The organism is Actinorhabdospora filicis (assembly GCF_030269765.1).
GTDB classification, from domain to species: domain Bacteria; phylum Actinomycetota; class Actinomycetes; order Mycobacteriales; family Micromonosporaceae; genus Actinorhabdospora; species Actinorhabdospora filicis.
The window spans coordinates 2,277,452-2,303,211 of record NZ_BSTX01000001.1 but is presented as its reverse complement, the minus strand read 5'-3'; the positions used below and the strand labels follow the sequence as shown (position 1 = coordinate 2,303,211).

Annotated in this window: 20 protein-coding genes; 6 read left to right on the top strand and 14 right to left on the bottom strand. The window is 72.4% G+C overall.

Annotated elements, in window-relative coordinates:
* Window positions 1-76: 76 nt before the first annotated feature.
* Together QSK10_RS10800 and QSK10_RS10795 are read right to left on the bottom strand one after the other, a co-directional pair.
* A complete protein-coding gene (locus QSK10_RS10800; RefSeq protein WP_285662498.1) occupies window positions 77-1,042 on the bottom strand; it encodes a hypothetical protein in 966 nt (321 codons plus the stop codon).
* Window positions 1,043-1,093: 51 nt separating this feature from the next.
* On the bottom strand, window positions 1,094-3,634 hold the full coding sequence (locus tag QSK10_RS10795) for a LuxR C-terminal-related transcriptional regulator (RefSeq protein WP_285662497.1): 2,541 nt from the start codon (window positions 3,632-3,634) through the stop codon (window positions 1,094-1,096).
* Between the two features lie 114 nt (window positions 3,635-3,748).
* Here QSK10_RS10795 and QSK10_RS10790 point away from each other — a divergent pair, with 114 nt between their 5' ends.
* Window positions 3,749-5,686, top strand: coding sequence for a DUF2339 domain-containing protein (locus tag QSK10_RS10790; RefSeq protein WP_285662496.1), 1,938 nt, complete (start codon window positions 3,749-3,751; stop codon window positions 5,684-5,686).
* 32 nt (window positions 5,687-5,718) lie between these two features.
* Entirely contained in the window at window positions 5,719-6,465 is a 747-nt protein-coding gene (locus QSK10_RS10785) for an alpha/beta fold hydrolase (RefSeq protein WP_285662495.1), read from the top strand.
* 83 nt (window positions 6,466-6,548) lie between these two features.
* Here the strand turns inward: QSK10_RS10785 and QSK10_RS10780 are convergent, their stop codons facing one another.
* From QSK10_RS10780 to QSK10_RS10760, 5 genes are all read right to left on the bottom strand, one after another.
* On the bottom strand, window positions 6,549-7,388 hold the full coding sequence (locus tag QSK10_RS10780) for a lysophospholipid acyltransferase family protein (protein ID WP_285662494.1): 840 nt from the start codon (window positions 7,386-7,388) through the stop codon (window positions 6,549-6,551).
* A complete protein-coding gene (locus tag QSK10_RS10775) occupies window positions 7,388-8,329 on the bottom strand; it encodes an NAD-dependent epimerase/dehydratase family protein (RefSeq protein WP_285662493.1) in 942 nt (313 codons plus the stop codon). The genes QSK10_RS10780 and QSK10_RS10775 overlap by 1 nt, the downstream gene beginning before the upstream one ends.
* Window positions 8,326-8,427 (bottom strand): 30S ribosomal protein bS22, encoded by a 102-nt coding sequence (locus tag QSK10_RS10770; protein ID WP_184789097.1) that lies wholly within the window; start codon window positions 8,425-8,427, stop codon window positions 8,326-8,328. The genes QSK10_RS10775 and QSK10_RS10770 overlap by 4 nt, the downstream gene beginning before the upstream one ends.
* 61 nt (window positions 8,428-8,488) lie before the next feature.
* On the bottom strand, window positions 8,489-8,707 hold the full coding sequence (locus tag QSK10_RS10765; protein WP_285662492.1) for a helix-turn-helix domain-containing protein: 219 nt from the start codon (window positions 8,705-8,707) through the stop codon (window positions 8,489-8,491).
* A gap of 166 nt (window positions 8,708-8,873) precedes the next feature.
* Window positions 8,874-11,813 (bottom strand): AfsR/SARP family transcriptional regulator, encoded by a 2,940-nt coding sequence (locus QSK10_RS10760; protein ID WP_285662491.1) that lies wholly within the window; start codon window positions 11,811-11,813, stop codon window positions 8,874-8,876.
* A gap of 166 nt (window positions 11,814-11,979) precedes the next feature.
* Here QSK10_RS10760 and QSK10_RS10755 point away from each other — a divergent pair, with 166 nt between their 5' ends.
* A complete protein-coding gene (locus QSK10_RS10755) occupies window positions 11,980-12,879 on the top strand; it encodes a PLL family lectin (RefSeq protein WP_285662490.1) in 900 nt (299 codons plus the stop codon).
* Between the two features lie 1,316 nt (window positions 12,880-14,195).
* Here QSK10_RS10755 and QSK10_RS10750 read toward each other — a convergent pair.
* From QSK10_RS10750 to QSK10_RS10735, 3 genes are read right to left on the bottom strand one after another with little or no spacing between them, the layout of a single operon-like run.
* Window positions 14,196-16,673, bottom strand: a complete 2,478-nt coding sequence (locus tag QSK10_RS10750; RefSeq protein WP_285662489.1) for a polynucleotide kinase-phosphatase — start codon at window positions 16,671-16,673, stop codon at window positions 14,196-14,198.
* Entirely contained in the window at window positions 16,670-18,658 is a 1,989-nt protein-coding gene (locus QSK10_RS34255; RefSeq protein ID WP_432705305.1) for a 3' terminal RNA ribose 2'-O-methyltransferase Hen1, read from the bottom strand. Before QSK10_RS34255 ends, QSK10_RS10750 begins: the two co-directional genes overlap by 4 nt.
* A 31-nt stretch (window positions 18,659-18,689) precedes the next feature.
* Window positions 18,690-18,941, bottom strand: coding sequence for an alpha/beta fold hydrolase (locus QSK10_RS10735; protein WP_349497687.1), 252 nt, complete (start codon window positions 18,939-18,941; stop codon window positions 18,690-18,692).
* A 737-nt stretch (window positions 18,942-19,678) separates the two neighbouring features.
* On the opposite strand from QSK10_RS10735, the gene QSK10_RS10730 reads away from it, so the two are divergent.
* The 3 genes from QSK10_RS10730 to QSK10_RS10720 all read left to right on the top strand — a co-directional run bounded on the left by QSK10_RS10730 (window position 19,679) and on the right by QSK10_RS10720 (window position 21,945).
* Window positions 19,679-20,272 carry a TetR/AcrR family transcriptional regulator gene (locus QSK10_RS10730; protein ID WP_285662487.1) on the top strand — a complete coding sequence of 198 codons (594 nt, stop codon included), beginning with the start codon at window positions 19,679-19,681 and terminating at the stop codon, window positions 20,270-20,272.
* Between the two features lie 117 nt (window positions 20,273-20,389).
* Window positions 20,390-20,899, top strand: coding sequence for a SigE family RNA polymerase sigma factor (locus QSK10_RS10725; protein WP_285662485.1), 510 nt, complete (start codon window positions 20,390-20,392; stop codon window positions 20,897-20,899).
* Complete coding sequence (locus QSK10_RS10720; protein WP_285662484.1) at window positions 20,896-21,945, top strand: hypothetical protein; 1,050 nt, start codon at window positions 20,896-20,898, stop codon at window positions 21,943-21,945. The genes QSK10_RS10725 and QSK10_RS10720 overlap by 4 nt, the downstream gene beginning before the upstream one ends.
* Window positions 21,946-22,204: 259 nt before the next feature.
* Here the strand turns inward: QSK10_RS10720 and QSK10_RS10715 are convergent, their stop codons facing one another.
* The 4 genes from QSK10_RS10715 to QSK10_RS10695 all read right to left on the bottom strand — a co-directional run bounded on the left by QSK10_RS10715 (window position 22,205) and on the right by QSK10_RS10695 (window position 25,757).
* Window positions 22,205-22,846: a hypothetical protein gene (locus QSK10_RS10715; RefSeq protein WP_285662483.1), complete on the bottom strand. Its 642-nt coding sequence runs from the start codon at window positions 22,844-22,846 to the stop codon at window positions 22,205-22,207.
* Window positions 22,847-23,493: 647 nt separating this feature from the next.
* A complete protein-coding gene (locus QSK10_RS10710; protein WP_349497679.1) occupies window positions 23,494-23,766 on the bottom strand; it encodes a DUF397 domain-containing protein in 273 nt (90 codons plus the stop codon).
* Window positions 23,763-24,605 carry a helix-turn-helix domain-containing protein gene (locus QSK10_RS10700; RefSeq protein WP_285662482.1) on the bottom strand — a complete coding sequence of 281 codons (843 nt, stop codon included), beginning with the start codon at window positions 24,603-24,605 and terminating at the stop codon, window positions 23,763-23,765. The genes QSK10_RS10710 and QSK10_RS10700 overlap by 4 nt, the downstream gene beginning before the upstream one ends.
* Window positions 24,606-25,415: 810 nt before the next feature.
* A complete protein-coding gene (locus tag QSK10_RS10695) occupies window positions 25,416-25,757 on the bottom strand; it encodes an STAS domain-containing protein (RefSeq protein ID WP_285662481.1) in 342 nt (113 codons plus the stop codon).
* Window positions 25,758-25,760: the final 3 nt, after the last annotated feature.

Below are 25,760 nucleotides of genomic sequence, written 5' to 3'. Positions count from 1 at the left end.
GATCCGCTATCCCGAAGGTAGGCGCGGCGGGCGGGACGGCGATAGGTCAATCGCGTTGACTCGGCCGAAGGTGCCGTTAGGCCCCCATCACCGCCGACAGCTTGTGGACCAGCAGCCGGATCTCGGCCAGCAGCTCCTCGTCGATGACCGGCCCGGCCGCGGGCAGCCCCTCGACGCGGGCGGTGGTGGTCTTGATGGCCCGCCGCAGCTTCTCGCGCTGCTGCTGGGCGTGCACGGCCGGTTCGGCCTCGATGGTCTCGGTGAGCAGGCCGCGCACGGTCTTGAAGGCGGCGTTGACCATCTCGGGGGTGGCGTCGGGCGCCTCGGCGATGGCGAGCTGCTGGGCGGCGACGGCGCGGACGTCGTCGGGCAGCGGCACCTCCTGCGTCTTGCTCACCCGGTAGGTCTGGCTGTCGGCGATCGTCTGGAGGAACTCCACGCGGCTGCTGCGGGCCTTCTCGGCGATGACGGCGTCGCGCAGCTCGGGCGTGGCGGCGACCTCGCGGGCCAGGTCGGCGCGCAGCTCGGGGTCGTGCACCACCCGGTCCAGGACGAGCTGGCGCGGCACCTCGACGGGGGCGGGCGCCTCGTCGGCCACCGGCTCCGGCTCGATCACCGGCTCGGGCTCGGCCACCGCGACGGGCGCGGCCTCGGGTTCGGGGGCCTCCACGGCCAGCCGGAAGAACCCGGCCCACCACTCGGCCGGCGGGAACTCGATCTCCCGCTCGCGGCTCAGCTCCTCCGCGGCCGGGACGACGCCCGCCTCGGCGGCCTCCTGCCAGGCCAGGTAGTGGCGCACCACGCGGTCGGCGCCGATGCCGGCGAGCTCGGCGAACTCCTCGGCGCTCACCCGGTCGGTGGGCCCGTCCGGGAGCTCTTCGAGGAAGACGCTCCTGGCCACGAGCAGCGCGAGTCCCCACCCGCCCGCCCGGTCGAGGGCGCCGAAGCGGCGCGCGTCCTCCGGGGCGCTGCCCGGTTCGAGTGTTGAGGCTTCGATCGCGGCGGTGATGGTGTTCTCCCGGTGGTCGATGGGACGGCTCATCCTAAACCGGGGCGGGTCGCGGGGGACAAAACCGGCGCGCGCGTGGGACGGTCACCACCCTCGCTCGGCCCACAGCCGCCGCAGCTCGTCGCGGCCGGACACGCCGAGTTTCACGTAGGCGCGGGCGAGGTTGTTATGCACGGTGTTCACGCTCAGGCCCAGTTCGGCGGCGATCTCCTTGCTGCGCAGCTTCACCGCCAGCAGCGCGATCTCGCGTTCCCGGCGGGACAGGACGGCGGCGTCCTCGGCCAGCAGGGGCGTGCGGACGTCCCCGCACTCCGCGCGCAGGGCGGCGGCCCGTTCGGACGCCAGCGCGGCCGCGGCCCGCCGTCCGCCGCCGCGCAGGCGCCGGGCGGCGGTGGCGTGCAGCTCGGCGGCGTGCAGGGGCATCCCGAGCCGCGCGAATCCGTCGGCGGCCCCGGTGAGGGCGGCCGGGTCGTCCCCGGCCAGGGCCTCGCGGGCGGCGGCGAGCACCGGCGGCAGCGGCGCGTCCCCGGCGTCCGGCAGCTCGCGGACCGTCCCGCCCAGCCGGACGGTGGCGTAGGCGGCCTGCGCCTCGACCGTCGGCAGGCCCAGCTCGCGGGCCAGGGCCAGCGCGGACGCCGCGTGCGGCAGCGGGTTCTCGCCGTGCGCGTGCGCCAGCCACGCCCGCGACAGCAGCCGCCAGGGCTCCAGGAGCCGGTTCCAGCCGCCGGGCATCGCCGCCGCCCGCGCCGCCCACTCGTCGGCGGTGCCGGGACGCCCGGTGACGGCGGCCGATTCGGCCAGCGCGGTCAGGCAGCCGCGCACGAAGCGGAAGGTGTCGTTGTCCTCAAGGATCGCCACCGCCTCGCGCAGGGTCGCGTCGGAGCGCCCGTACACGCCCCGGGCGTTCTCGATGAGGCCCCGGAAGGCCGCGAAGCCGCCCGCCATCAGGGGCGTGCGGTCGGCCACGGCCCGGCGGTGACCGGCCTCGGCGACCGCCCATCCCTCGGCGAGGTCGCCACCGGCGAGGGCGGCGAAGCAGGCCCCGAAACCCATCTGCACCACGCCCCAGGGCAGCTGGGCGTGGAGCGCTTCGGCCAGGGCGGTGCCGCGCTCGCGCATCGCGCGGGACGCGGCGTGCTCGCCGGTGAAGGCCAGCGCGCTGGATCCGCAGGCGGCGGCCCAGATCGCGGCCTGCGGGTGGACGTCCGGCCGCGCCAGGACGCGCCGGGCCAGCGCGGCGGCCTCGGCGCAGCGCCCGTCGAACAGCAGGATCCACACCCGGGTCGATTCGGCGAGGTCGTCGCCACCGGCGAGGTCGAGCGCGGCGTGGGTGTCGGCGACGCGCCCGGCGCCCCAGTACAAAGTGGACGCCCGCGCCACCGCCCACGGCCCGCGCTCCTCGTCCGGCGGCTCCTCCGGCAGCAGCGTCCCGGCCTCGGCGCCCCGGTACTCCAGGATCTCGCCGAGGACCCGGTCGGACTCCGGACCCGGCGCCGCCCGCCGCGCCGCCCTGGCCAGCCGCTCGGCGAGCACCAGGTCGGAGCGCCCGACCGCCTGCTGCGCGCCGCGCAGCACGATGTCGGGCCGCAGGATCAGCCCACCGTCCACTTGCCACAGTGCCGCGCGCAGCGTGTCGTCGTGGCGGCGCAGCGGCGCGTCCAGGGCCGCCGAGGCCAGCGACCGCCAGATCGCCGCGGCCCGCAGCGGCGGCAGGACGGCCCGCACCAGCTCGCCGTACAGCGGGTGCGCGATGCGGACCGAGTGCCGCGATCCCCTGCGCTCCACGGTGATCAGCCCGCGCTCGACGGCCTCGTCCACCGCGTCGGGCTCGGCCAGCGCGGTCAGCGTCGCCGCCGGCAACGGCTCACCGCAGGCCACCAGCTCCACCGCCGCGCGGACGCCCTCGCTCAGCTCGCGCAGGTTGGCCGCGATGAGCTCGGCGACCTCGGCGGGCGCCCGCAGCGGCCCCGTCCACCGCCACACCCCGAACCGGCGGGTGAGCACACCGGTGGAGCGGCCCGCCGACAGCAGTTCCCGCAGCGCCAGCGGATTGCCGTCGGCGGCGCGGTGGGCGAACTCCCGCGCGGCGGCCTCCAGGGTGACCTCGCCGTCCAGCTCCAGCTCCGCGCGCAGGAGACCGTCGATGTCCTCTTCGGACAGTCGCGTCAGGTCGAGCCGCTCGCAGAGACCGTCCTTCCACAGGCCGGTCACCGCGTCCGAGCGGGCCTCGCCGGTGCGGACGGTGAGGACCACGAACACCAGCCCGGTGGTCACCAGGTGCGCGACGACCGCCGCCGAACCCTCGTCGAGCAGATGCGCGTCGTCCACGCCGAGCACCGGCCGCTCCCGCGCGGCGGCCCACTCGGCCGCGGCGCGCACCAGGTCCAGCGGACGCGTCCCGGGCGCGGCTAAGTGCGCGACCGCGCCGAACGGAATCGACGCCGCCGCGCGCGTGGCGCGCACCCACGTCACGTTCCCCAGCCGCCGCGCCGCCTCCCTCGCCAGCCGCGTCTTGCCCAGTCCCGCCGCGCCCGCCACTACCACGCCCGCGCAGCCGGGCCGGGCCCGTGCCGCCAGGATCGCGGTGATGTCGGCGTCCCGCCCGGTCAGTGGCCAGTCCCGCATCGGGCACCTCCCCGTCCCCGACATCGTAGGCAAATCCGGACCCGATAGACGAATGTCACCGCACGTTCATCCGCCCGCCGCCCGGCCAGCGCCTTGATGTGGGTGTATTTCCCGGTGAATCGACTGCTGCGCGCCCTCGCCGGACTCGCGCTCGCCTGGATCGTGCCCGTCCTGGCCCACCTGGTCCACGCCGACGTGATCGTGCTCGTCCTGCTGTGGCTGGGGACGGCGTCGCTGCTGCGGATCGGCGGGACGCTCGTCGACCGGCTGGTGCCCGCGCTGGCGGTGCTCGCCGCGGGGGTGATGGTCTTCGGGCTGGTCACGACGGTGTGGCCGTGGGGGCTGGCGGCGATTCCGGTCGGCGGGACCACTTTGAGCGTCCTGGTGCTGGTCGCGGCGGTCACCGGCCGGACGCCCCGGCTGCCGCGCCGCGTCCTGGGCTCCGATCTCGCGCTGCTCGGCGGCGGCCTGTTCGCCGCCGCGGTGATGGCGCTGCCCGCCATGCGCGCCAAGGGATTCGGCGACCTCGCCTACGTCCTGGCCGGTGGCGACCGGATCCGGCACGCCAACCTCTTCGACGCGATCGTGCGGCTGGGCGGCTACCCGTCGATGCTGCCCGCCGACGGCTCGGTGGAACCGGCGATGCTGCGGCAGTACCCCGCCGGCGTCCACTACTTCTACGCGTTCATCGACTCCATCGTCACCGGCGGGCGGCACGGCTCGATCTTCGCCGAACTCGACCGGTACTGGATCTACGCCGTCTTCGGCTACACGATGTTCACCGTGGCGGTGGCCTGGGCGGCCCGATACGTGGCCGGACCGCAGATCGCCGGGCCGCGCCGGGCGTTCCTGGTGGTGGCGGTGACGGCGTTCCTGTCCACCGGCTACTACACGGTGATGATCTGGTCGGGTTACGACGCGCAGATCTTCTCCTTCGTGATCCTGGCGGTCCTGGTGGCGGTCCTGGCCCGCGCGCCGCGCTCGGCCACCGAATGGTTCGTGGCCATCGGGCTCCTCTCGGTCGGGATCACCTTCACCTACACGCTTTTCGTGCCGCTGGCCGCCGTCGGCGTCCTGGCCGCCCTGGTCACCGGCTGGGGACGCGTGAAGCGCCACTGGAAGGCGGCGGTGGCCTGCGCGGTGGTCTTCGGCGGGATCGCGCTGGTGCAGCCGGTGGTGTGGCTGGTGAAGGACTTCAAGACCGACACCCAGCTCCAGGCCACCGGGTTCATCCAGCCGGTGCCGACCCTGCTCCTCTTCGGACTGTCCGCTGTGGCCGGTGTGGGCATGTGGGGCGTCCTGCGCCGCAGCCCGCGGCTGAAGGTGCTGCTGGCGATGTGCGCGGCCGGATGGGCGATGACGGCGGTGATGTACCTGTACACCACGGCCACGATGGGCTCGCCGACGTACTACTACCACAAGATGCCGCAAATGCTGCTGGTGCTGCTGGTCATCGCCGCCGCGCCCGCGCTGGCCAAGATCCGGTTCCGGTGGCGGCGTCCCCGGGTCGCGGCGGTGGCGCTGGCGGTGGCCGCGGTCCTGCTGGTGGGGGCCGTCCCGATCGCCAAGACCCGCTACAACGCCGCCAAGCACCTGCTCGGCTCGGACACCAGCTGGGGGCAGGTGTGGGCGAGCGGGCGCATCCACTCCGGGATGGCCGCGGCCTTCGCGTACCTGGACGGGCGCGGGCTGCTGACCGACGGCGTCCCCTCGGTGCTGCTGTACACCGACTCCGGCGTGCAGAACAAGCAGGCGAGCCTGGTCATGTCGATGCTGAACCGGAACATGGGCCTGGTCGCCGACAACGCCTACGGCGTCAAGGGCGACGACATCGTCGGCACGCACGCGCCGCTGACCGAGGACTCGGCGACGGTGAAATACTTCACGCAGGTCACGCTGCGTCAGGCCAAGGCGCCACTGCGGGTCATCACCAACGACGCCGATGTGGCCCGGTATGTCGGAGATTTCGCGGCGGCCAATTCCTCGCTGGGAATCACCGTCCTGCTCCTGCCGGACCTGCCCGTCTCGGGCAAACCCGCTAAGGACTGGTGACCGGCCGCGACGATGGGCTACCGTCGGCCGCGATGACGATCATTCATGATGTGGCAGGTGACGGCCCCGCCGTCACCCTCCTCCACTCCGGGGTCTGCGACCGCCGGATGTGGCAGGCCCAATGGCAGCCCCTCGTCGACGCCGGTTTCAAGGCGATCCGCGTCGACTTCCGCGGTTACGGCGACACCCCGTACCCCACGGAACCCTGGAACAACGCCGACGACGTCCGCGACCTGCTGGACGAGCTCGGTATCGAGAAGACCGCCGTGGTCGGCTCCTCCTGGGGCGGCCGCATCGCGCAGGAGTTCGCCGCCCGTTACCCCGAGCGCGTCTCCCGCCTGGTGCTGCTGTGCGCGGCCGGCGACCTCGCCGAGCCGACCCCCGACGTGATCGCCTTCGACGACCGCGAGGAGGCCCTCATCGAGGCCGGTGACCTCGACGGCGCCGTCGCGCTGAACGTGGCGACCTGGGTCGGCCCGCTGGCCTCCGCGGAGACCCGCGAGCTGGTCACGGCCATGCAGCGCCGGGCCTTCGACGTCCAGGTCGGCGGCGCGGACGTGGCGCCGATCAGGCACGAGTACAGCCCCGCCGACATCGCCGCGCCGACCCTGGTGGTCAAGGGCGCGCACGACCTGGAGCTGTTCCAAAACCTCGCCGACGCGTTCGTGGCGGTCCTGCCCGACGCGCGCCTGCTGGACCTGGACTGGGCCGGTCACCTGCCGACGCTCGAAGCGCCGGAGCGGGTCGAGGGCGAGCTGATCGGGTTCCTGCGCGGGTAGCGACGCGGGGATGACGTGAGCGCGGCGGCCGGTGTGGGCCGTCGCGCTTCCCTATGTCCTCGGGCTGACGCCTTCTGCGCGTCCTAGGGCTGGAAAGCCCCGCCCCGCTTCTCCAGCAGCTCGTGGATCATCCCCTGGATGGTCTCCTTCACCTGGTCGGCCAGGTTGAAGATCTCCATCGGGTCGTCGGCGTGCTCGGCGTATTCCTTGGTGTCGATGGGCTCGCCGAAGCGGATGTGCCACTTCGACGGCAGCGGCACCGCCCCGAAGGGCCCGAGCCACGGGAACGTCGGCGTCACCGGGAAGTACGGGAGCCCGAGCAGCCGGGCGAGGGGCTTGATGTCGCCGATGATCGGGTAGATCTCCTCGGCGCCCACGATCGACACGGGGATGATCGGCGCGCCGGTCTTGAGGGCGGCCTGGACGAATCCGCCGCGCCCGAAGCGCTGGAGCCGGTAGCGCTCCCACACGGGCTTGCCGACGCCTTTGAAGCCCTCGGGGAACACGCCGACGAGGTGCCCGGATGACAGGAGCCGCTCGGCGTCGGGGGTGCACGCCAGGGTCGCGCCGGTCTTGCGGGCGTACTCGCCCAGCAGCGGCGTCTTGAAGACGAAGTCGGCGCCGAGCAGGCGCAGGTGCCGGCGGGCGGGGTGGTCGTCGAGGAGCCCGAGCTGGAGCATCGCGGCGTCCATGGCGATGGCGCCGGAGTGGTTGCCGACGATGAGCGCCGACCCGGTGTCGGGGACGTTCTCCAGCCCGTGCATCTCCACCCGGAACCACTTGCGGTACAGGGGGCGCAGGACGGGGGCGACCACGTCCTCGGTCAGTTCCTTGTCGAAGCCGAACTCGTCGACCTCGTAGTCGCCGGCCAGCCGGCGCTCGACGATGCCGATCACCTTGCCGAGGGCGTCTTCCAGGCTCATCAGGGGTCCTTCCGCCCGCCGAACACCGCGTCGAAGGCTTCGGAGGTCGGCAGGGGTGTGATTCCGTACGCGTCGGACAGCCGCCGGACGTCCATGACGCGGCCGTAACGCAGGAAGTCGAGCTGGTCGCGGGAGAAGTCCACGCTCCCGAGGGTCACCAGCGCGCGCAGGGCGGGCTCGGGCACCGGCAGTGCGGTGCGCCCGGCCCGGCGGATCGCCATGGACAGCGGCAGCGCGCCGGGTCCGGCGACGTTCAGGACGTCGGGGCCGTGGCGGTGGCCGGTCGTGGCGTGCTCGCGCACGGTGGCGTGGTGCAGCACGTCGACGGCGTCGTCGATGTGCAGGAACTGGACGCGCGGGTCGAAACCCAGCACCGTGGGGGCCACGGGCAGCGCGAAGTAGCGGCTCATCGCGGTGTCGGCCTTCGGGCCGATCAGCGGCGCGAGCCGCAGGGTGGTGACCTCGACGTCGGGGCGGCGGCGCGCGAATCCGCGCACGTAGCCCTCGGCGTCCAGGACGTCCTTGGTGTAGTCGCCTCGCGGCACCGCGCGCAGCTCGGTGTCCTCGGTGAAGATCGCGGGGTCGCGAATCGACGCCCCGTACGCGGCCGCGGCGGATTTCACCACGACACGGCGGACGTGCGGCGAGCGCTGACACTCGGCGAGCAGGCGCATCGTCCCGATGACATTGCGCTCTTTGAGCTCGGCCCGTGAACCCGTGCGGGACGCCGAAGCGCCGATGGCCAGGTGTACGACTGTGCACACCTGGTCATCGGCCAACATCTCGGCGATCTTCGACCGGCCGTCTCCGGCGGGCCGCAGCAGATCATCGGTGGCAGCCGTCACCACCCGCGCGACGCGGGCATCCGCGGTCAGCCTTGCTGCGAGGCGACCGCCCAGATACCGGTCCGCGCCGGTGACGAGGACGGCCGGTCCGGTCACTTGCCCTGGCGACGGCGCTGCACGCGGGTCTTGCGCAGCAGCTTGCGGTGCTTCTTCTTCGCCATCCGCTTGCGACGCTTCTTGATGACCGAACCCATTAGACGTTCCCCTAGTAACTGAGGTGGTGTGTAACCGCTCCACCATACCCACTGCCAGCCGTTACGCCACGTCGGGGAACCCGGTCGGCGTCCCGCCGCGCAGATACTCCTGAACGGCCTGCTCCGGAACTCGGAACGACCGGCCGACGCGCACCGCCCCCAGCTGGCCCGAGTGCACCAGCCGGTAGACGGTCATCTTCGATACCCGCATCAGTTCGGCGACCTCCGCGACGGTGAGAAAGCGGACCTCGCTGAGCAGGCTGTGCGCGGTTGTGTCCATGGCCGACCATCCCTCCCCGTGTACCCGCGCGTGGCGAAACCATGCGCCGGGTACGTGTAGATGCTTCAGGTATCCACCGTAATGGGGGATGGTTCGGGAGGGGGATGGTTCGGACGGGCCGGGGCGGTGAACTGCGCGACAGATGGGGCGGATGATGCGGTAGAGGTCACAATCGGGCGAGGACGCCCTCGGCCTCGGCGACGCCCCGGCGCTGGCCCTCGTCGGCGAGGGCGAGGGCGTGCGCGGCGTGCTCGCGCGCCGAGGCGTCCCCGCAGGCGTGGAGGACGGCCGAGGCGCGCCCGTGGACGAGGGCGGCGAGCGATTTCTGGCCGTAGTCGCGCGTGACGGCCCGTTCGGCGAGGGCCAGCGCCCGCGCGCGTTCGCCGCGCGCGGCGTGGACGGCCGCGAGCCCGAGGAGGGCCTCGGCGTGGAGCTGGTCGACGCCGACCTCGTGCTCGGCCCAGGCGATGACGGCGGTGAAGTGCCCGGCGGCCTCGTCGTGCTCGCCGAGGGCGTGCAGGACGTGCCCGAGGGTGGCGCGGGCCTCGTTCTCCAGGGTCGGGTCGGCGGCCTCGCGGGCGCGGGCGACCGCCGCGCGGGCCTTGAGCAGGGCGGTCGCGGCGTCCCCGGCGTCCAGCAGGTGCAGCGCCCAGGTGCTCAGGGCCGCGGCGAGGTAGACGTCGCCGGTGGCGGCGAACAGCGCGGCGGCCTCCTCGGCCTCGGCGAGCCCGGGGGAGGTCTCGCCGGTCCACCACCGGACGGCGGCGAGCCCGTGGAGCGCGCGGGCCTGGCCGAGCTGGTGGCCCAGTTCGCGGAAGTCGGCCAGGGCCCGGCCGAGTCCTTCGACGGCGGTGTGGAAGCTGCCGCCCCGGTCGGCGCCGGCGAGGTTGGCGTGGGCGTTGGCGCGCACGAGGCTGGCGCCGTCGTGTTCGAGGACGGCGATGGACTCGCGGTAGTGGGCGATGGCCTCCCGGTCGCGTCCCATCGCGACGTGGACGACGCCCAGGTTGGTCAGGATCGCGCCGTGCAGCCGGGCGGCCCCCGCGCCTTCGGCGAGCGCGGCGGCGCGGCGGTTGGCGGCGATCGCGCCGTCGAAGTCGCGGGCGTGCATGGCCAGGTGCGCCAGGCCCATGGACATGTGGGCGGCGGCGACGTCCTCACCGGCGGCCTCGGCGGCGGCCAGGCCGAGTCCGGCGCTGCGGCGGCCCTCGGGGATGAGCCGGTTGCGGCGGTGGTGGCCGCGCAGGGCGTCGGCGAGGAGCCAGGCGAACTCCGGGCGGGGCGCGGCCTCGATGGCGGCGAGCAGGCAGGCGTGCTCGGCGTCCAGCCAGGCGAGGGCCTCCTCGGCGTCGGCGAAGCGGGGTTCGGCGGGCAGCGGGGCGAGGCGCAGCCCGGTGGGGTCGAGGTGCGCGACGGCGGAGTCGGCGCCGTGCAGGTACCACTCGAACAGCGCGTCGCGGCGGGCGCCGTCGCCGGGTTCGGCGCGGCCGGACAGGTACAGGCGCGTCAGGTCGTGCATCCCGTGGCGGCCGCGCGTGGTGGGTTCGACCAGGTGCGCGGCGGCGAGGCGGTCGAGCAGCAGCTCGGCGCGGCCCTCGCTGGTCGCGGCGAGCACGGCGGCACCCTCGGCGGCGATGTCGGGCCCCGGGACGCCGGCCAGCAGCCGCAGCAGCCCGGCGGCCTCGGCGGGCAGCGCGGCGATGGAGCGCTCGATGACCGCGCGGACCGAGGCCTCCCCGTCGAGGTCGAGCGCGGCGAGCCGTCCCGGCCCGCGCAGTTCGGCGAGGTGCCCGGCGAGCGGGCGGGCGTCGTCGGCGATGAGCGCGGCGGCGATGCGCAGCGCGAGCGGCAGGCGTCCACAGAGGACGGCGAGCTCGGCCAGGTCGGCGGGGTCGGCGGGACCGATGAGGCCGCGCAGCAGGGCGACGGCCTCGTCCTCGTCGAGCGGGGCGAGGGTGAGGCGGCGCGCGCCGTCGAGGGCGACGAGCCCGGCCATCCGGTCGCGGCTGGTGACCAGCGCCAGGCCCCCGCGCCCGGGGACGAGCGGGCGCACCTGCGCGGTGTCGCGCGCGTCGTCCAGCAGCACCAGCAGCCGCCGCCCGGCGGTCTTGTCGCGGTAGAGCGCGGTGGCGCCGTCCAGGTCCGCGGGGACCTCGCGCGCCGGGACGCCCAGGTCGCGCAGGAAGCGGGCCAGCACCGGGAGCGGGTCGGTGTCGCCGAGGTGGGCGTAGAGGCGCCCATCGGGGAACCGTGCGGCGACCCGGTGCGCCCAGTGCAGCGCCAGCGCGCTCTTGCCGACACCGCCCGCCCCGGCCGTCACCACGATCGCCGGTCCGGCGTCGGCGAGCGCGCCGTCGAGGAGGTCCAGCTCGGCGGCCCGCCCGGTGAAGGCGGTGGGCGGCGCCGGTAGCTGCGCCGGGCCGTCCCTTGTGGACGCCCGCTCGGCGGTGTGGTCGAGCCCGGGGTCGGCGCGCAGGATCCGCCGCTCCAGCAGCGCGGTCTCGGCGCCCGGGTCGAGCCCGTGGTCCTCGGCGAGCGCTTTGCGCAGCCGCCGCAGCGTTTCGAGGGCCTCCGGCTGGCGTCCCAGGCGGTAGAGGGCCAGCGCGAGCCTGCTCGCCAGGCCCTCCCGCGCGGGATGATCGGTGGCGGCGGGCGTCAGGGCGTCCACGGCCTCGCCGGGACGGCCCGCGGCCAGCGCGGCCTCGGCGGCCCGCTCGATCGCGGTGAGGCGGCGCGCCTCCAGGCGCGTGCGCGCGGCCGGGACGTAAGCGGCGTCCACATCGGACAGCGCCGGGCCGCGCCATGCGCCCGGCGCGTCGGCGTGCGCGAGATCGGTGTCGCGCGGGGAGAGCAGATAACCCGCCGGACGCGTTTCGAGCGGGACGCCCGGCGCGGCCTTGCGGATCGCCGAGACCGCCGACTGGATCTGCACCCGCGCGGTCGCCGGGGCGTCCTCACCCCAGATCGCGCCGATGAGCCGGTCGGTGGAGATCACCGTCCCCGCGTGGAGGACCAGGTAGGCGAGCACCGCCCGCTGCCGCGGCGACAGCGCCACGGGGCCGTCGGCCGTCCGCAGTTCGACCGGGCCCAGCACTCCGAACCACATCGGCGCTCCTCTTCTCTCCCTGGGACTTCTTCTCCCTGGACGCCGCGAGCTTATGCGGCGGTCACGCGGGCCGCTTAGCGGATTCTTAGCGGCCGGTTAGCGGACGGCGGGATGGTCCTTTCAGGCGGCCGGACCCACCCCGACCCCCCCTTTGCGGAGGAAGATCATGACAATCTCGGGCACGACCCGGCCGCCCCACCGGATCCTTTCAGCGTTCGCCGGGCTCGCCCTGGCCGCCGGTGTGGTGTGCGCCATGGCCGCGCCGGCCGCCGCGATCCCCACGCCCCCGGACCCCAGCGGCGTCACCGCCAGCGGCATCGGAATCGCCCGCGACGGCTCCCGCCAGACCCTGCGCGTGAACGGCGGCCGCATCGAGCACCGCCTCGACAGCCGCGACGACGTCGACGGGACCTGGCGGACCCTCTACGGCGCCACCGACGCCACGAAGGTCGACGCGACCTACGACCCGAACCTCGGTCTACAGGTCGTGGCGGTCATCGGCGGGCAGATCTACCACAATGCCCGGTTCCCGAATGGTTCCTGGAGCGGCTTCGCGCCGATCTACGGGGCCTCGGACGCCGGTGATGTGAGCATCGCCGTCCAGACCAACGGCGACGCCCATGTCGCGGCGGTCATCAACGGCCGAATCTGGCACCGGGTCAGGTACTGGTCGGGTGAGTGGAGCCCCTGGGGCCTGTTCTACACCGGATCCGACGCGACGTCGGTGGACGTGGCCGTCGACGGGAACAACGAGCTCCAGCTCGCGGGCGTGGTCGGCGCGCAGATCCGCCACACCATCCGGCACCCCGGAAACGGTGCCTGGGACGCCTTCCAGCCCGTCTACGACGGCCGCGCCGGTGCCCCCACCGACGTGTCGATCGGCAGCGACCCCTGGGCACCCGGCAACGGAGCCGCCGTCGTCGCCGCCGTCATCCGCCAGCACCCCTGGAGGATCGACCGATACGCGAGCCGCAATTGGAGTGGGTGGCAGGAGAACGCCGGGCTGTACGTCCGCTCGATCGACGGAGCGGTTTTCGAAGGGGTGTTCATCGCGTACGCCGCTTGACCTGACCTGACTTGACCTGATCTGACCGAGCGGCTGAATCGTGCGTCGATTCGTAACGGGGGTCGGCGCCGTCCCATCACACAAGGGAACGCACCAACACAAGTGAATGCACGAAGAGACGCCCGCCCGGATCCGCACCCGGGCGGGCGTTTCGGTGTGGGGAGGGGGGCGTGGGGAGCACTCGTTGCCCGGTACCGGAAGTGAAGCGAAGGACGGTTCACCCCCACAGCCGTGGGGAGCACTGGGATGGCGGATCGACGCCGTGCAACTGCGCCGGTTCACCCCCACACCCGTGGGGAGCACCCTTCGCGACCTGCGCGGCAACCCGCGAATTACGCGTTTCGTGCGCTGCGGCAACAGTACGGCGGACAAGGCCGCCGCGATGAGAGCCCCACTCGGGCGAGAGAACGCGCGGCGACACGAGGAGGGTGACCTCCGGGGATCCGCTCAGTCCGACCACCGCACCTTTCGCCGGCCTCTCGCCTTCGCCCCGCCGCCCAGGCCGCCGTCACCGCGAGAGGCCATCAGCTCGCACCGCTACGCCTCGCCACCCCGGCGTGCGGCCATCGTGGCCGCCTCCACCGGCGCAGGCCAGCGGCCCCCCATGATCACGTTCACACCGGCCCCGGCCACCACAGTCGCCGCGGCCACCTTGACGGTCGCCATGTCCACGCAAGCCGCGTCCTCCGCCGACCACAGCGGAGTCATGACCGCCGTCGGGCCCGAACCACGCACCCACGACGCACGCGTGGTCGGTCCGCTCGCCGCGTCCGCCGAGCCGATCATCGTGCCGCCCGCCCGCCCGCCCGCCCGCCCGCCCGCCCGTCCGCCGCCCCGCGCTCCGTACGTTCGTCCCCGTCCCCGTCCCCGTCCCCGTCGCGGTCGGCCGTCGGGCCGGTGGGTTGTCCGTGCTGCCAGCCGCCCGCGCTCTCCTCGCCCGGCCCCGGCCCTGACCCCGACCTCGACCCCGCCCCTGGCCCCGACCCCGACCCCGGCTTCGTCGCGGTCGGCCATCGGGCAGCCGGTGGCGGCCCACCCTGTCCGGGTGGGCCGCCGTGCCTCGGGCCGTTTCTCGGCCCGCCCGTCGGCCGTCAGGCTCGTGGTGTGGCTACCCCGTCCGAGTGACCGCCGTGCCTCGGGCTGCTTCTCGGCCCGCCGGTCTGCCCGGCCGTAGGCCCGTCGGCCCGGCCGTCGGTCGCCCGCTACCCGTTGCCCGCTGTTCGTTTCTCACCCGCCGGGCCGATCGTCACCCTCGGCCTCGTCGGCCTCGTCGGCCTCGTCGGTCTCGCCGGTCTCGCCGGTCTCGTCTTTCGTCGTCACAGGCGCGGGTCCACGCCCTCCGACTCCAGCGCGAGGATCCCGAACACGGCCTCGTGGACCCGCCAGCCGGGCTCGCCCGCCGCGAGGCGGTCGAGGGCCTCCAGACCCAGGGCGTACTCGCGCATCGCGAGGCCGCGTTTGCGGCCCAGGCGGCGATCGCGCAGCTCGTCGAGGTGGCGGGTGTAGTCGGGGCCGTAGATGATCCGGAGGTACTCCCGTCCCCGGCATTTGATGCCGGGCTGGGCCATGCGGCGGCCGTTTCGCACGAGGCCGGCGTAGGGCTTGACGACCATGCCCTCGCCCTTGCCGTCACCCATTCCTTCGCCGCCGGTCTCGGTGAGGGCGAGCCACCAGTCGGTCGCGCGGGCCACGTCGGCGGGTGAGGCGGGGTCGACGACGATGCGCCTGGTGGGGGTGAACAGGCTCGGGTCGGATGCGACCAGGTCGTCGGCTTTCTGCATGTGCCAGCCGTGGTCGCGGCCGTGGTGGGCGGCGCCTTCGGAGGCGAGGACCATGAAGGGCGCGTAGGTCACTTTCCCGCCGACGTAGGCGCGGTAGGCGTCGCGGTAGGCGAGGGCGTTCGCGTGGCGCTCGCGGAGTCCGGTCAGCAGGTCGGTTCCGGCTCCGGTGCGGGCGACCGCGTCGGACACGGCGGACACTGCGGCGGGCAGGACGCCGAGGGCGGCGGCTCCGACGGCGGCGTACTGCTCCTTGACCAGGCCGAGGGCCTTGGCGGTCCAGGGCAGGAGCTCGCCGTCGAGCAGCAGCCAGTCGGAGGCGAGCTCGTCGAAGAGCCCGGTGGCGGCCGTGGCGATGCGCCCGAGGAGGGCCGAGGTCTCCTCGGGACCGAAGAAGGACCGTCCGGTGCGCGTGTACAGGGAGCCGCTGCCGTCCCGGTGGACGTAGGCGACCGCGCGGGAGCCCATGTGCTTCTCCTGGCACATGACCATGCCCGCCTGGTCGGCGAGGGCGTCGGCCAGGGCTTCGGCGGGGTGCTCCAGGTAGCCGTCGACGGACGATGTCGAGCACGGCGCCATCGTCGGCGGCAGCCACGGGACGAGTGAGGGGTCGAGCGCGAAACGGCTCCACACCTCCAGGGCCGCCGCGTTCTGCTCGGCGGGGATCGTGACGCGCCCGTAGGACGTGTCCACGGTCCGGCGGCCGGTCACCTCGGCCACCGAGAGCAGCTCGCGTGCCTCCACGACGGGCGTGAGGGGACGCACGGGCTCGTAGTGGACGCGGGTGGCGGGTACCGACACCAGCTCCTTCGACGGGTACCGCAGCGCGGTGAGGCGGCCGCCGAAGACGACGCCGGTGTCGAGGCAGATGGTGTTGTTGATCCACTCGGGCTCGGGCGTGGGAGTGTGGCCGTACACCACCATCGCGCGTCCCCGGTACTCGCGAGCCCAAGGGTGCCGCACGGGGAGGCCGTACTCGTCGGTCTCGCCCGTCGTCTCCCCGTACAGGCAGAACGCGCGGACGCGTGCCGACGCACGACCCTGGAGCCGCTCCTTGAGACCGGCGTGGGACACGACGAGGTTCCCGCCGTCCAGGCAGAGGTGGCTGACGAGCCCGTCGATGAAGCGCAGGACGCGCGCGCGGAACTCCGCGCTCTCGCCCGAGAGCTGCTCCAGCGTCTCCGCCAGGCCGTGCGCGACCTTCACGTCGCGGCCGCGGAGCTTGCGCGCCAGCTTGTCCTCGTGGTTGCCGGGAACGCACAGGGCGTCCCCCGACTCGACCATGCCCATGACCAGGCGCAGGACGCCGGGAGAGTCCGGGCCCCGGTCCACCAGGTCGCCCACGAACACGGCGGTGCGCCCCTCGGGGTGGTGCGCGCCGACGACGCGGCCGTCCTCGTGCGTGAGGACATAGCCGAGCTCACCGAGCAGCGTGACCAGCTCATCGAAGCAGCCGTGCACGTCGCCGATGATGTCGAAGGGGCCGGTGAGGTCGGTCTTGTCGGTCCACAAGGGCTCAAGGGTGACCGTGGCGGCGTCGATCTCCTCGGGTGAGGAGAGGACGAACACGCGCCGGAAGCCCTCCTTGGCCAGGGTGCGGATGGCGCGCCTGAGGTCGCGTCTCTGCCGTTTGAGCACCGGGCGCCCGAAAGAGCGGTCGGGTCGGGCCTGGGTGCGCTCCCAGCAGATGTCCTCGTCCACGTCGAGGACGATCGCCACCGGCAGCGCGTGCTGCTTCTTCGCGGCCGTGAGGACGGCGGTACGGGCGTGCTGCTGGACATTGGTCGCGTCGATGACGGTCATGCGCCGAGCTGCCAGCCGTTTGTCCGCTACGTGGTACAACGAGTCGAAGGCGTCCGAGGATGCGGTCTGGTCGTTCTCGTCGCCCGCCACCAGATACCGGAAGTGGTCGGCGGACAGCACCGAACCCGCGAAGTGCCGCTCCGCGAAGGTGGACTTGCCGGAGCCGGAGATCCCGACCAGGGCCACCAGGGCGAACTCGGGGATGGAGATCATCGGTCCGCCTCCTTCGTGAAGACCGCCATCTGAGTCGGGGCGCCCACCTCGGCATCGGCCTCGCCGACGGCGCGCAGCTCGACGCGGTAGCCGTGGCGTCCGGCCTGCTCGGCGCACCACGCGGCGAAACGCGCGCGGTCCCATTCGAAGCGGTGGTCGTGGTGGCGCATGCCGGTGAGTCCTTCGTAGCGCGGGTTGTATTCGGCGTTCGGGGTGGTCACGATGACCGTCCGCGGCGCGGCGTGGCCGAGGACGGCGTACGCCAGCGCGGGCAGCCGCGGCTCGTCGAGGTGCTCGATGACCTCCATGAGGACGGCGGCGTCGAAGCCCTTGAGGCGGTCGTCGGTGTAGGTGAGGGCCGTCTGGATGAGTGAGATGCGCGCGAGTTCGAGGTCGCCGCGCCGGTCGAGCCACAGCCGCCGCTCGGCGATTTCGAGCGCGCGGGAGGAGACGTCGGCGCCGAGGACCCGGGTGAAGGAGTGATCGGCGAAGAGCTCGGCCAGCAGCGCGCCACCACCGCAGCCCAGGTCGGCGACCGTGCGCGCGCCGGATGCCTTGAGCGCGGCGAGGACGGCGCGATGGCGGTGCTGGACGAGGGTGAGGGGGCGCGGGGTGGGCTGAGTGGCCTGAGCGGCGGTGTCGGTGTCGGTGTCGGCACGAGTGCCGGTCTCGGCGCCGGAGTCGGCACTGGCACCGGAGCTGGCACTGGAACCAGCAGCACGAGCACCGGAACCGGCATCGGCATTGGCATCCGCCGTGGCTGTGGCCGCGTCGCCGTCGGGCTCGGGGATGGTGATGGGCGTGACGGAGGTGGGCTCGGAGGTCTTAGTGCTGGTGCTGGTGCTGGTCGCGGGCTCGGCTTTCGCCATGGCCGCGTCGCCGTCGGGCTCGGGGATGGAGTCGAGGGTGACGGAGGCGGGTCCGGGGGCGCTGGCCGCGGGCAGCGGGTCTCGCCGCGCCTGCCCGGTGGCGGGCGCGGTGGACTCCGGGGCGGCGGGGTCGGGTGCCGCCGCGTCGGTTGTGGCCGAAGTAGGACCCGAGGCCGCTGCGGCGCCGGGATCGGCGATGGCCGCGCCGGAGCCGGGAGTGGTCGTACCGGGGTCGGGGACGGCCGCGGACTCGGTCGGCGTGTGCGTGGAGACGGAGGCCGCGTCGTGGGCCCGGGAGTGGGCGGCATTCTCGGCGGCGTCATTGCGGTCGGTGGCGGTGTCGGTGCCGTTGGGGCCGTCGGGGCTGTCGGTGGGGTCGACGAGGTCGGCGATCTCCTCCGAGAGCAGGGCCGCGCGGGCGGCGCGGACGAGGTCGCCCTTTCGCTTCAGGTAGCGGCGGGTGATCAGGTCGCGGGCGGGGTGGGTGGCGAGCCAGCCGGCTCCGGCGCGCAGGAGCTTCTCGACCTCGTCGGTGGTGACCCAGTAGTGCTTGGCGTCGTCCAGGACGGGCAGGAGCACGTACAGGTGCCCCAGCGCGGCGGCGACCGTGTGGACGCCGGTCAGGCGCAGGTGGACGTACGGCGCGTCTCCCCACTCGGGACGGTCGGGATCCAGGGAGAGGGCGTCGGCGGTCACGGTCCAGCCGAGGGGCGCGAAGAGGCGCTCGCACAGCTCGGCGGTGCCGCGCAGGACGGGGACGTCGAGGTCCAGCGGGATGGGGGTCGCGGCGAGGTCGGGGCGGGTCTTGGAGCGTCCGGAAAGTGCCGTTCCGAATACTTTACCCAGTGCCACCGACAACAGCGAGGACGCCGCGTAGGGGCGGTCGTTCACGTAGCGGCCGAGGGTGAAGTCGCGACCGTCCCGGCGGCGGGCGAGCGCCACCGGGTCGACGTCCAGGACGAGCGCGGCGGTGCAGCGCTCGTCGTCCGCCTGTGGGTAGCAGACGTAGGCGGGACCGGCCGATGTGTCGAAGGACTGCACCTTGTCGGGGTGCTTCATCAGCAGGTGGCCGAGGTCGGTGGCCGGGCGGTGGGTGGTCGAGATCGTCAGTAGCACGGGATGATTGTGGCTGTTCGTAGGTGGAACCTCACGCGGTTATCGCGCCGGCGACGGTGTCGAGGACGGCGGCGTTGACCGCGTCGGGGGCTTCGAGGGGGACGCCGTGGCCGGCTCCGGGGACGACCACCACGCGGGCGTGCGGGACGAGCCGGGCGAGGCGGGCGGTGGCGCGTCCGACGTCGAAGAGGCTGGTGCGCGCGCCCATGACGACGGTGAGGGGGACGGTGATGGCGGCGAGCTCTGCGTCGCGCCCGTGAGGACAGGGTGGAGGACGCGCCAGTCGCCCATGAGGGCCGCGTTGGCGGTGAGGCGCGCGAGGCGACCCGAGCCCAGGCCAGGCCAGGCCAGCTCACGCTAGGCCAGGTGAGGCGGCTCAGCTCGGGTCGCGCCAGGTGAGGTCATGCCAAACCGGCCCAGGCCAGCCCACGCGACGCAGCCCAGGCTGCGCGGCGCCACGCCAGCCCCAGGCCGTGCCATGCCAGGCCGGCTCAGGCCAGGCCGTGTCTCGCGGCCAGGCCATGCCGAGCCGTGCTTCGTCAGGCCGGGTGGCCCGAGGGCCGAGCCCGGGGCCTTGCCGGGCGGGTGGGTTCCGGACTCGGCCGCGTCGGGTGGCCGTGAGCCGGAGCGGGTTGGGTGTGAGGGCCGGGCCGGGCTGGGCCGGGTGGCCGTGAGCCGGACCGGGGGTGTCGGGTGACCGTGTGGCTAGACGGCTAGACGGCTAGACGGCTGGGCGCGTGCTGCCCCAGGTGGTTGCGGGCGGAGAGCAGGGCGGGGTTGGGGCGTGCTGTACCTGATCGCCGGGGCCGGACCGGGCTGTTCTGAGCCGTGCTGAGTCGCGCTGTGCCGCCCTGAGTCGTCCTAGTCGTCCTGGGCTGTTCCGGGCCGTGGTGGGCTCACCGGCGGGCGGGCGGGCAGGCTGGTCGGCCGGGTGGTGGTGTGGGGTGGCGTGGAGGTGGATGCGACCCCGGGCCGGGGTGGCTGTGGTGGTGGCTGACCCCCACGCTCCACAATCACCCCATGCCCAAGTTCGCCGACCACGATCAGCGTCGTTCGCACATCGCCTCAGCGCTCATGCGCATTGTCGCCGCTCAAGGGTTGCATGCGGTGACGATGCGGGCGGTGGCGCTGGAGGCGGGGGTTTCGGTGCGCTTGGTCCAGTACTACTTCGGGACCAAGGAGCGGCTGATGTTCCATGCGGTCGAGGTGGTATCCGCAAGGATCAACGAGCGGCTGATCCTGAGGTTGCGCGGGATGGGAGAGGTGAGCGCACGTGTGTTCATCGAGGCGGTGCTGGATGAGCTGCTGCCCACCGATGACGACGGGCGGGTCCTGCAGCTGGTGTTCGCCTCGTATTCGGCGATGGCGATGACCGATCCGGAGCTGATCGGGGAGTTGCGGCGCGGGCCGGTGGCGCTTGAGGGGGTCGTGATCGAGCGGTTCGAGGCCGCGGGGGTGGCCGGGGAGTTGCGGGAGGGACGGGATCCGCGGATGGAGGCGATCGCGCTGCTGGCGATGCACGCCACGCTCGGGACGTCGATCGTGCTCGGGCACCGGAGTGTGGACGAGGCGCGGCGGGTGATCGGGTACCAGCTGGATCGGGCGTTCGTTTGAGCGACGGGCGGCTTTGAGGGGACGGCGCGGACACCGTTCGGCGTATCGGTGGGGTGGCCGCCAAAAAACTTTCCCTCCCGTCCCAACCCTCACCCCCCTTCCCCCGTCTATCCATACGTGAACCGGTACGAAGGCTTCGAGGAGTTCGTCCGCGCCCGTGGCGCGGCGCTCTCGCGTACCGCCTATCTCCTGTGCGGCGATCATTCGGCCGCCGAGGAGCTGGTTCAGGACTCCCTCGCGCGGGCCGCCGGGCATTGGCGGCGGATCGTGAACACGAACCCGGAGGGGTACGTCCGCAAGATCATGGTCAATCAGCACACTTCGTGGTGGCGGCGGGTGGGACGGCGGGAGCGGCCTTACGCGGACCTGACCGCCGTCATGGAGGGTGGCCGGGACGACGCGCAGGTGACGACGGAGCGGCTGGCGCTGGTGACGGCGCTGGCGGCGTTGGCGCCGAAGCAGCGTGCGGTGATCGTGATGCGTTACTACGAGGACATGTCCCAGGCCGAGATCGCCGAGGTCCTCGGGGTGACGACGGGGACCGTTAAGCGCAATACCTACGACGCCTTGCGGAAGCTGCGCGCTCTACTGCCGACTCTTGATCTGGAACCGGAGGCCGGCCGATGACCGGGGTGCGCGATGAGCTCGCGAGGCTGGCGGGTGAGGCGCTCGATTACGCCGACGCGGAAGTGGCGATCCGGCGGGCGCACCGGCGGCGGGTACGGAACACGGTGGCCTCGGTGGCGACGGCGGTGCTGGTGGCGATCGGGACGGCGGTGCCGGTGCTGTGGCTGCGGGACGCGGGGGAGGCGGCTCCGACGTCGGAGGTGAGCCCGAGCCCGGACTCGAAGGCGACGGACGGCGTGCAGCTGTACCGGCCCAATCAGACGATCGACGGGGTCGCGCTGCCGCCGGGAGCGCAGGACAAGACCGGTGAGATCGGGCGCGTGTGGCGGACGGCGCACGGGGTCGTGCTGATGGGGACGAAGGGCACCTATTTCGCGTACAACAATGATCCGATCATGGTGCTGCTGGCGCCGGCGGGGACGCCGGCGACGGTGAGCGCGGACGGGCGGTTCGCCGCGTGGGTCGGGGATGACGGGGCGGCCTGGGTGGCGGACCTGTCGCAGGAGCTGGTGACGGGAGCGCCGGTGATGGCGCTGCCGCAGGGCGTGCGGGTGCAGCAGTGGGCGGGTGACCGGCTGGTGCTGACGAACGCGGCCAGGGCGCGCTGGATGCTGTGGCGGCCGGGGGACGCGATCGGCGCGATGTGGCAGGACGGCGAGTTCCGCACCTCCGATGGGGCCGGGACGATGGCGCTGGTCATCGACGGGACGGGGTGTCTCGTGCGGGTGAACCTGTCCACTTTGGGGGAGGAGGAGAAGGCCTGCGATGGATCCTTCACGGTGGTGGAGGCCTCGCCGGATCTGAAGTGGCTGTGGCTGGAGCGCAATGGGCAGCACCTGCTCGCCGATGGTGAGCGGTTCTTCCAGGACCCGGTGGGCGTGCGCCCGATCGGGGCCATGCCCGGTCAGGTGGTGTGGAGCGGCCGGAGGTGGGTGATGGTGTCCGCCGACGGGACGCTGCTGCGAGTGCTTTCCACGAGCGGTTCGGTTTTCGACGAGATGGATGTCGAGAAGGGGACCGTACTGGTGGAGATGCCGTCCGGCTAGGAGAGGAGCCCGGGCGGCGGGCCGGAGGCGTGTCCTAAAACGGGGGGACACGCCTCCGGCCCTCTCGTTTTCGCGGGTGCGCGAGAGGGGCCGGAGAGGGCGCAGAGAGGGTGCAGAGAGGGCCGGAGTTTCAGGAGGCAGAGCCTCGGGGCTTGGGCTTGGGCTTGAGCTGGGCAGGGCTTCAGGGGCAGGGCTTCGGGGGCAGGGCTTCGGGGACGGCGTTCCGCGGGCGGAGCCGTGCTCGGGTCGGTGAGTCCGGTCAGGTGAGTTGGGTCAGGTCGAGGACGTGCCAGCGCAGGGTCTCCTTGTCGCCGGTGGACCACCAGAGCATCGCGTCGTGGGCCTGGACGATGCGGGCGTCGCGGGCGATGAGGGTGGTACGGCCGGTCTTCGCGTCGAACAGCAGCAGCGGTTGACCCTGTGGGCTGGCGGCGGAGGTGTCGATGAGCGGTTCGAAGCGGTCGAGGAGGAACGGGTCGGGGACGGCCGCCGAATAGCGCTGGCCCGCGATCGTGGTCCGGGGACCGCCGCCCGTCGGGAGGGCGTCGGTGTTGCCGGAGGTCATGCCGAGGACACGGCACCACACGGGTGAGCAGGTGGCCATCTCGTCGGCGCCCACGGTGATGGTCTGGGTGGTCTGGGACGCCAGGTCGAGCAGTGCGACGGACTTGCCCGGCGTGCCGACGACATACGGCCAACTGGACAACGAGTAATCCCCGCTGAGGGTGACGATCTGGACGTTTCCGCCGGTCAGGGGGATGGAGCGGATCTCGGTGGTGGGCGTGGCGCGGCGGGTGGCGGCGGCCCAGTGGACGACGCCGTCGGAGCTCACCTGGAGGTCGTGGGCGGAGCCGGAGAAGAGGGCGTCTCCGGTGTCCGTGGTGACGGTTTTCGAGGGCACACCCGGGGATCCCCCCGTAGCCGGTCCATCGGTCTCCTGTGGAGCGTTTCCGCTGGTAGAAGTGCCGGGGTGGACAATGTCGGAGGTGACCTTTATGGTGGTTTTCGGAGTTCCGCGAGAGTCTGGGACTGTTTCGGTCCATATGACGCGTCCATCCGGGGTGACGGCCACGGATGTGAAGCCGGGAGCGTCTTCCAGCGGAAGCTCGGCGAGGATGACCGGTTCCTCGCCGGGGGTGTACACGAGCAGCTGCAGTGCCGTGGCGGACTCCGAGGTCGCGACCGTCGTCAATGAATCCAGGTAAAGGAGGGGTGTGTATGGCGTGCGGTTTAGGAAGGTGCCGAGCATCGTGGTCGGGGTGATGCCGGGCCACGTGGTTTCCAGGGTTGGGACGCCCGGGGTCCCGCCCTGGGGGCCCGTGGGGGCGGCGCGCTCCGGGATCGGGAAGGAGAGGAGGGCGATCGCGGCGGCCACGGCCGCAGCGAGTGGAAGGGTTCTCACAATGCGCCCGGGACGGGCAGAGCCCCGACGGGGTTCGCCGGGGCTCTGGGGCGGGCCGTATGGCCCGTGTGGCTCGTATGACTCGGGCGACCCGTGGGGGTCATGGGAGTCGTGTGGGTGGGTTGATGTCATGGGGTCGCGTGGGGTCACGCGTCGAACGCGCCGGACTTCACGCCGGCGAGGAAGGAGGTCCACTCCGGACGGTGGGTGGAGAGGATGGGGCCCGTGCGGTCCTTGGTGTCGCGGATGGCGATGCCGTGGCACGAGCAGGTGCCGACCTCGACGCAGTTGTTGCCGCTGCCTCCGCTGCCGGTGCGGGTGCTTTTACGCCAAGCCCCGACCTCGATGCAGTTCTGTCCGCTGCCGCTACTGCTGCGGGTGCTCTTGCGCCACGTCCCGACCTCGAACTGGGTGGTCACAGGTTGTCCCTCTCGGCAATGATCAATGCCTTGGATGCCACATGCGGTAGGCATGCATCCAAGAGGCGATCATACGTGTGGTGCAGTCTGACGACCGGATCCTCTTCGAGGCAGATCTCGCCCGCGGGTGTCGTGACATAGGCGATCTCGGGATAGGGTTCCGCGAGCTCGAACACCTCGAATGGGCCCTCCACGCCCGTGCAAACGCGCTCGGGCAGCACATGAAGTTCGACATTCGGGCGGTCGGCCATGTCGGCCAGGTGGCTCAGTTGGAGCCGCATGGTCTCACGGTCGATGTCCATGGTGAGCAAGTGCTGCGTGATGATCACGGAAAAGGCGACGGGCCGGTGCCTGGTGAGCACGTACTGGCGCGCCATGCGCATGTCGACCCAGCGCTCGATTTCCGCGTCGCTCGTTTCCGGGCTGCGTGCGCGCATTAGTGTCTCGGCGTACTCCGGTGTTTGGAGTAGGCCGGGCAGGCATGCGGGTTCGAAGGCGCGGATGGAGACGGCCTTCGATTCCATCCACGCGCGATCCATGAGGGTGGCCGCCACGTCTCCCTTGTAGCCATCCCACCAGCCCTTCTGGGCCACGTCTTTGCGGATGGTCATGAGCTCGGCGCGCTTGTGCGGGTCGGTGACGCCGCACATCTCCATGAACGCCTCCAGCATGGGCTCGCTGACCGGCACGTCGCCGTTCTCCATGCGGATGACGGTGGAGCCGTCTTTGCCGAGGTACGCGCCTGCGTCTTTCGAGTTGAGCCCGGCGAGGTCGCGGATCTCGCGCAGGGCTTGGCCGAGCCACACGGCGCGGAGCTTCGACTTCTTCTGGCCGACCACGGGAACCTCCCGGCGAAAAATCAGAAAAGTCGCCCATGCAGTACTGCAGAGCAGACCTCACTATGATACAAACGGAGTGTGAGGCCGCTTACACAGGTGGGGTAGGTGGGGCGGTCTTGCAGCAGAAATAGCCAGCGCCGGTCTCTGAGACCGGTCGCTGGCTCATACCGACCGGGGCGGGTCCACGACGCCAATCACGATCCCGCCCCGGTCCCTACAACCGGAGGTTCGCCATGGCGAAACCCGATCAAACTCCTGTCTATCACGACCGGGCGACGGCCCTTGCCTATGAGCCGGTCCGCGCTGCCCGTCGGCGGCTGCTGGAGCGTGAGCTGACCGCCATGTTCCGGCGGCACGCCGCCTCTTGCCCGAAGTGTGGGTCGCCCTCATGACGGTCATGCCCGTGTCGATCCTGCGGCACCAGATCATGCGGCACCGGCCCACTCGCAGGCGCCTACGCTTCGTCTTCTTGGCGGGGTTTCCGGTGGTGGCGCTGGTGGCACGTTGTACGTGCTGTGACCGGGTGTGGCCGTGCCGGGACCTGCTCTACCTGCTCCGCCACAACTTCGGGTGGACGCACCGCCTCGACAGCATCATCGCCCGGTTGCGCAGGCGGGACGGGTGGTTCTTATGCTCCGCCGCCTGAAGAAGCCTGGCGTCGACTACGGCCCGCACGGTCCCGACGGGAACACCGGTGAGTTCTGCGCCCACTGCACGCGCAAGAACTCCACCAACCGCTCCAACAACACCGTCCTGTGGCCGTGCCGCCCCGCCATCGAAGCAGAAGCACGGCAGACCCCTCATGACGCGTTATTCAGGGCTCTCACGTTCTTCGCGTATGAGGAACGCCTGCCGTAGACCCGTCACGTTCAGCAACCGCGACAAAAAATCTCCGAGGTTCATCAGGATCAGGTTCGTCCTGGCCCGGGTGGCCGCCCGATTCAAAACAACCAGCGTGCCCAAGCCCTGCGAATCGCAGAAGGTCACCTTGGCCATATCGAGCACCAACCTGTCGGGTGCCTCGGCCAGGGCCGCCTCCACGGCATCCGTCAACCGCGAAACCGTCCCGATGTCGATCTCTCCGCGCAGCGCCACCACAGTCTCACCAGAAGCGTCCTGGCGCACGGCGATGTCCAATTCGGGGCGTACCACGTC

Excerpts from the sequence above, each read along its gene's own strand:
- QSK10_RS10795 (WP_285662497.1), bottom strand. The coding sequence starts at position 3,634 with ATGCGGGACTGGCCACTGACCGGGCGGGACGCCGACATCACCGCGATC.
- QSK10_RS10755 (WP_285662490.1), top strand. The coding sequence starts at position 11,980 with ATGACAATCTCGGGCACGACCCGGCCGCCCCACCGGATCCTTTCAGCG.
- QSK10_RS10770 (WP_184789097.1), bottom strand. The coding sequence starts at position 8,427 with ATGGGTTCGGTCATCAAGAAGCGTCGCAAGCGGATGGCGAAGAAGAAG.
- QSK10_RS10780 (WP_285662494.1), bottom strand. The coding sequence starts at position 7,388 with ATGAGCCTGGAAGACGCCCTCGGCAAGGTGATCGGCATCGTCGAGCGC.
- QSK10_RS10785 (WP_285662495.1), top strand. The coding sequence starts at position 5,719 with ATGACGATCATTCATGATGTGGCAGGTGACGGCCCCGCCGTCACCCTC.
- QSK10_RS10750 (WP_285662489.1), bottom strand. The coding sequence starts at position 16,673 with ATGATCTCCATCCCCGAGTTCGCCCTGGTGGCCCTGGTCGGGATCTCC.
- QSK10_RS10800 (WP_285662498.1), bottom strand. The coding sequence starts at position 1,042 with ATGAGCCGTCCCATCGACCACCGGGAGAACACCATCACCGCCGCGATC.
- QSK10_RS10765 (WP_285662492.1), bottom strand. The coding sequence starts at position 8,707 with ATGGACACAACCGCGCACAGCCTGCTCAGCGAGGTCCGCTTTCTCACC.
- QSK10_RS10730 (WP_285662487.1), top strand. The coding sequence starts at position 19,679 with ATGCCCAAGTTCGCCGACCACGATCAGCGTCGTTCGCACATCGCCTCA.
- QSK10_RS10760 (WP_285662491.1), bottom strand. The coding sequence starts at position 11,813 with ATGTGGTTCGGAGTGCTGGGCCCGGTCGAACTGCGGACGGCCGACGGC.
- QSK10_RS10720 (WP_285662484.1), top strand. The coding sequence starts at position 20,896 with ATGACCGGGGTGCGCGATGAGCTCGCGAGGCTGGCGGGTGAGGCGCTC.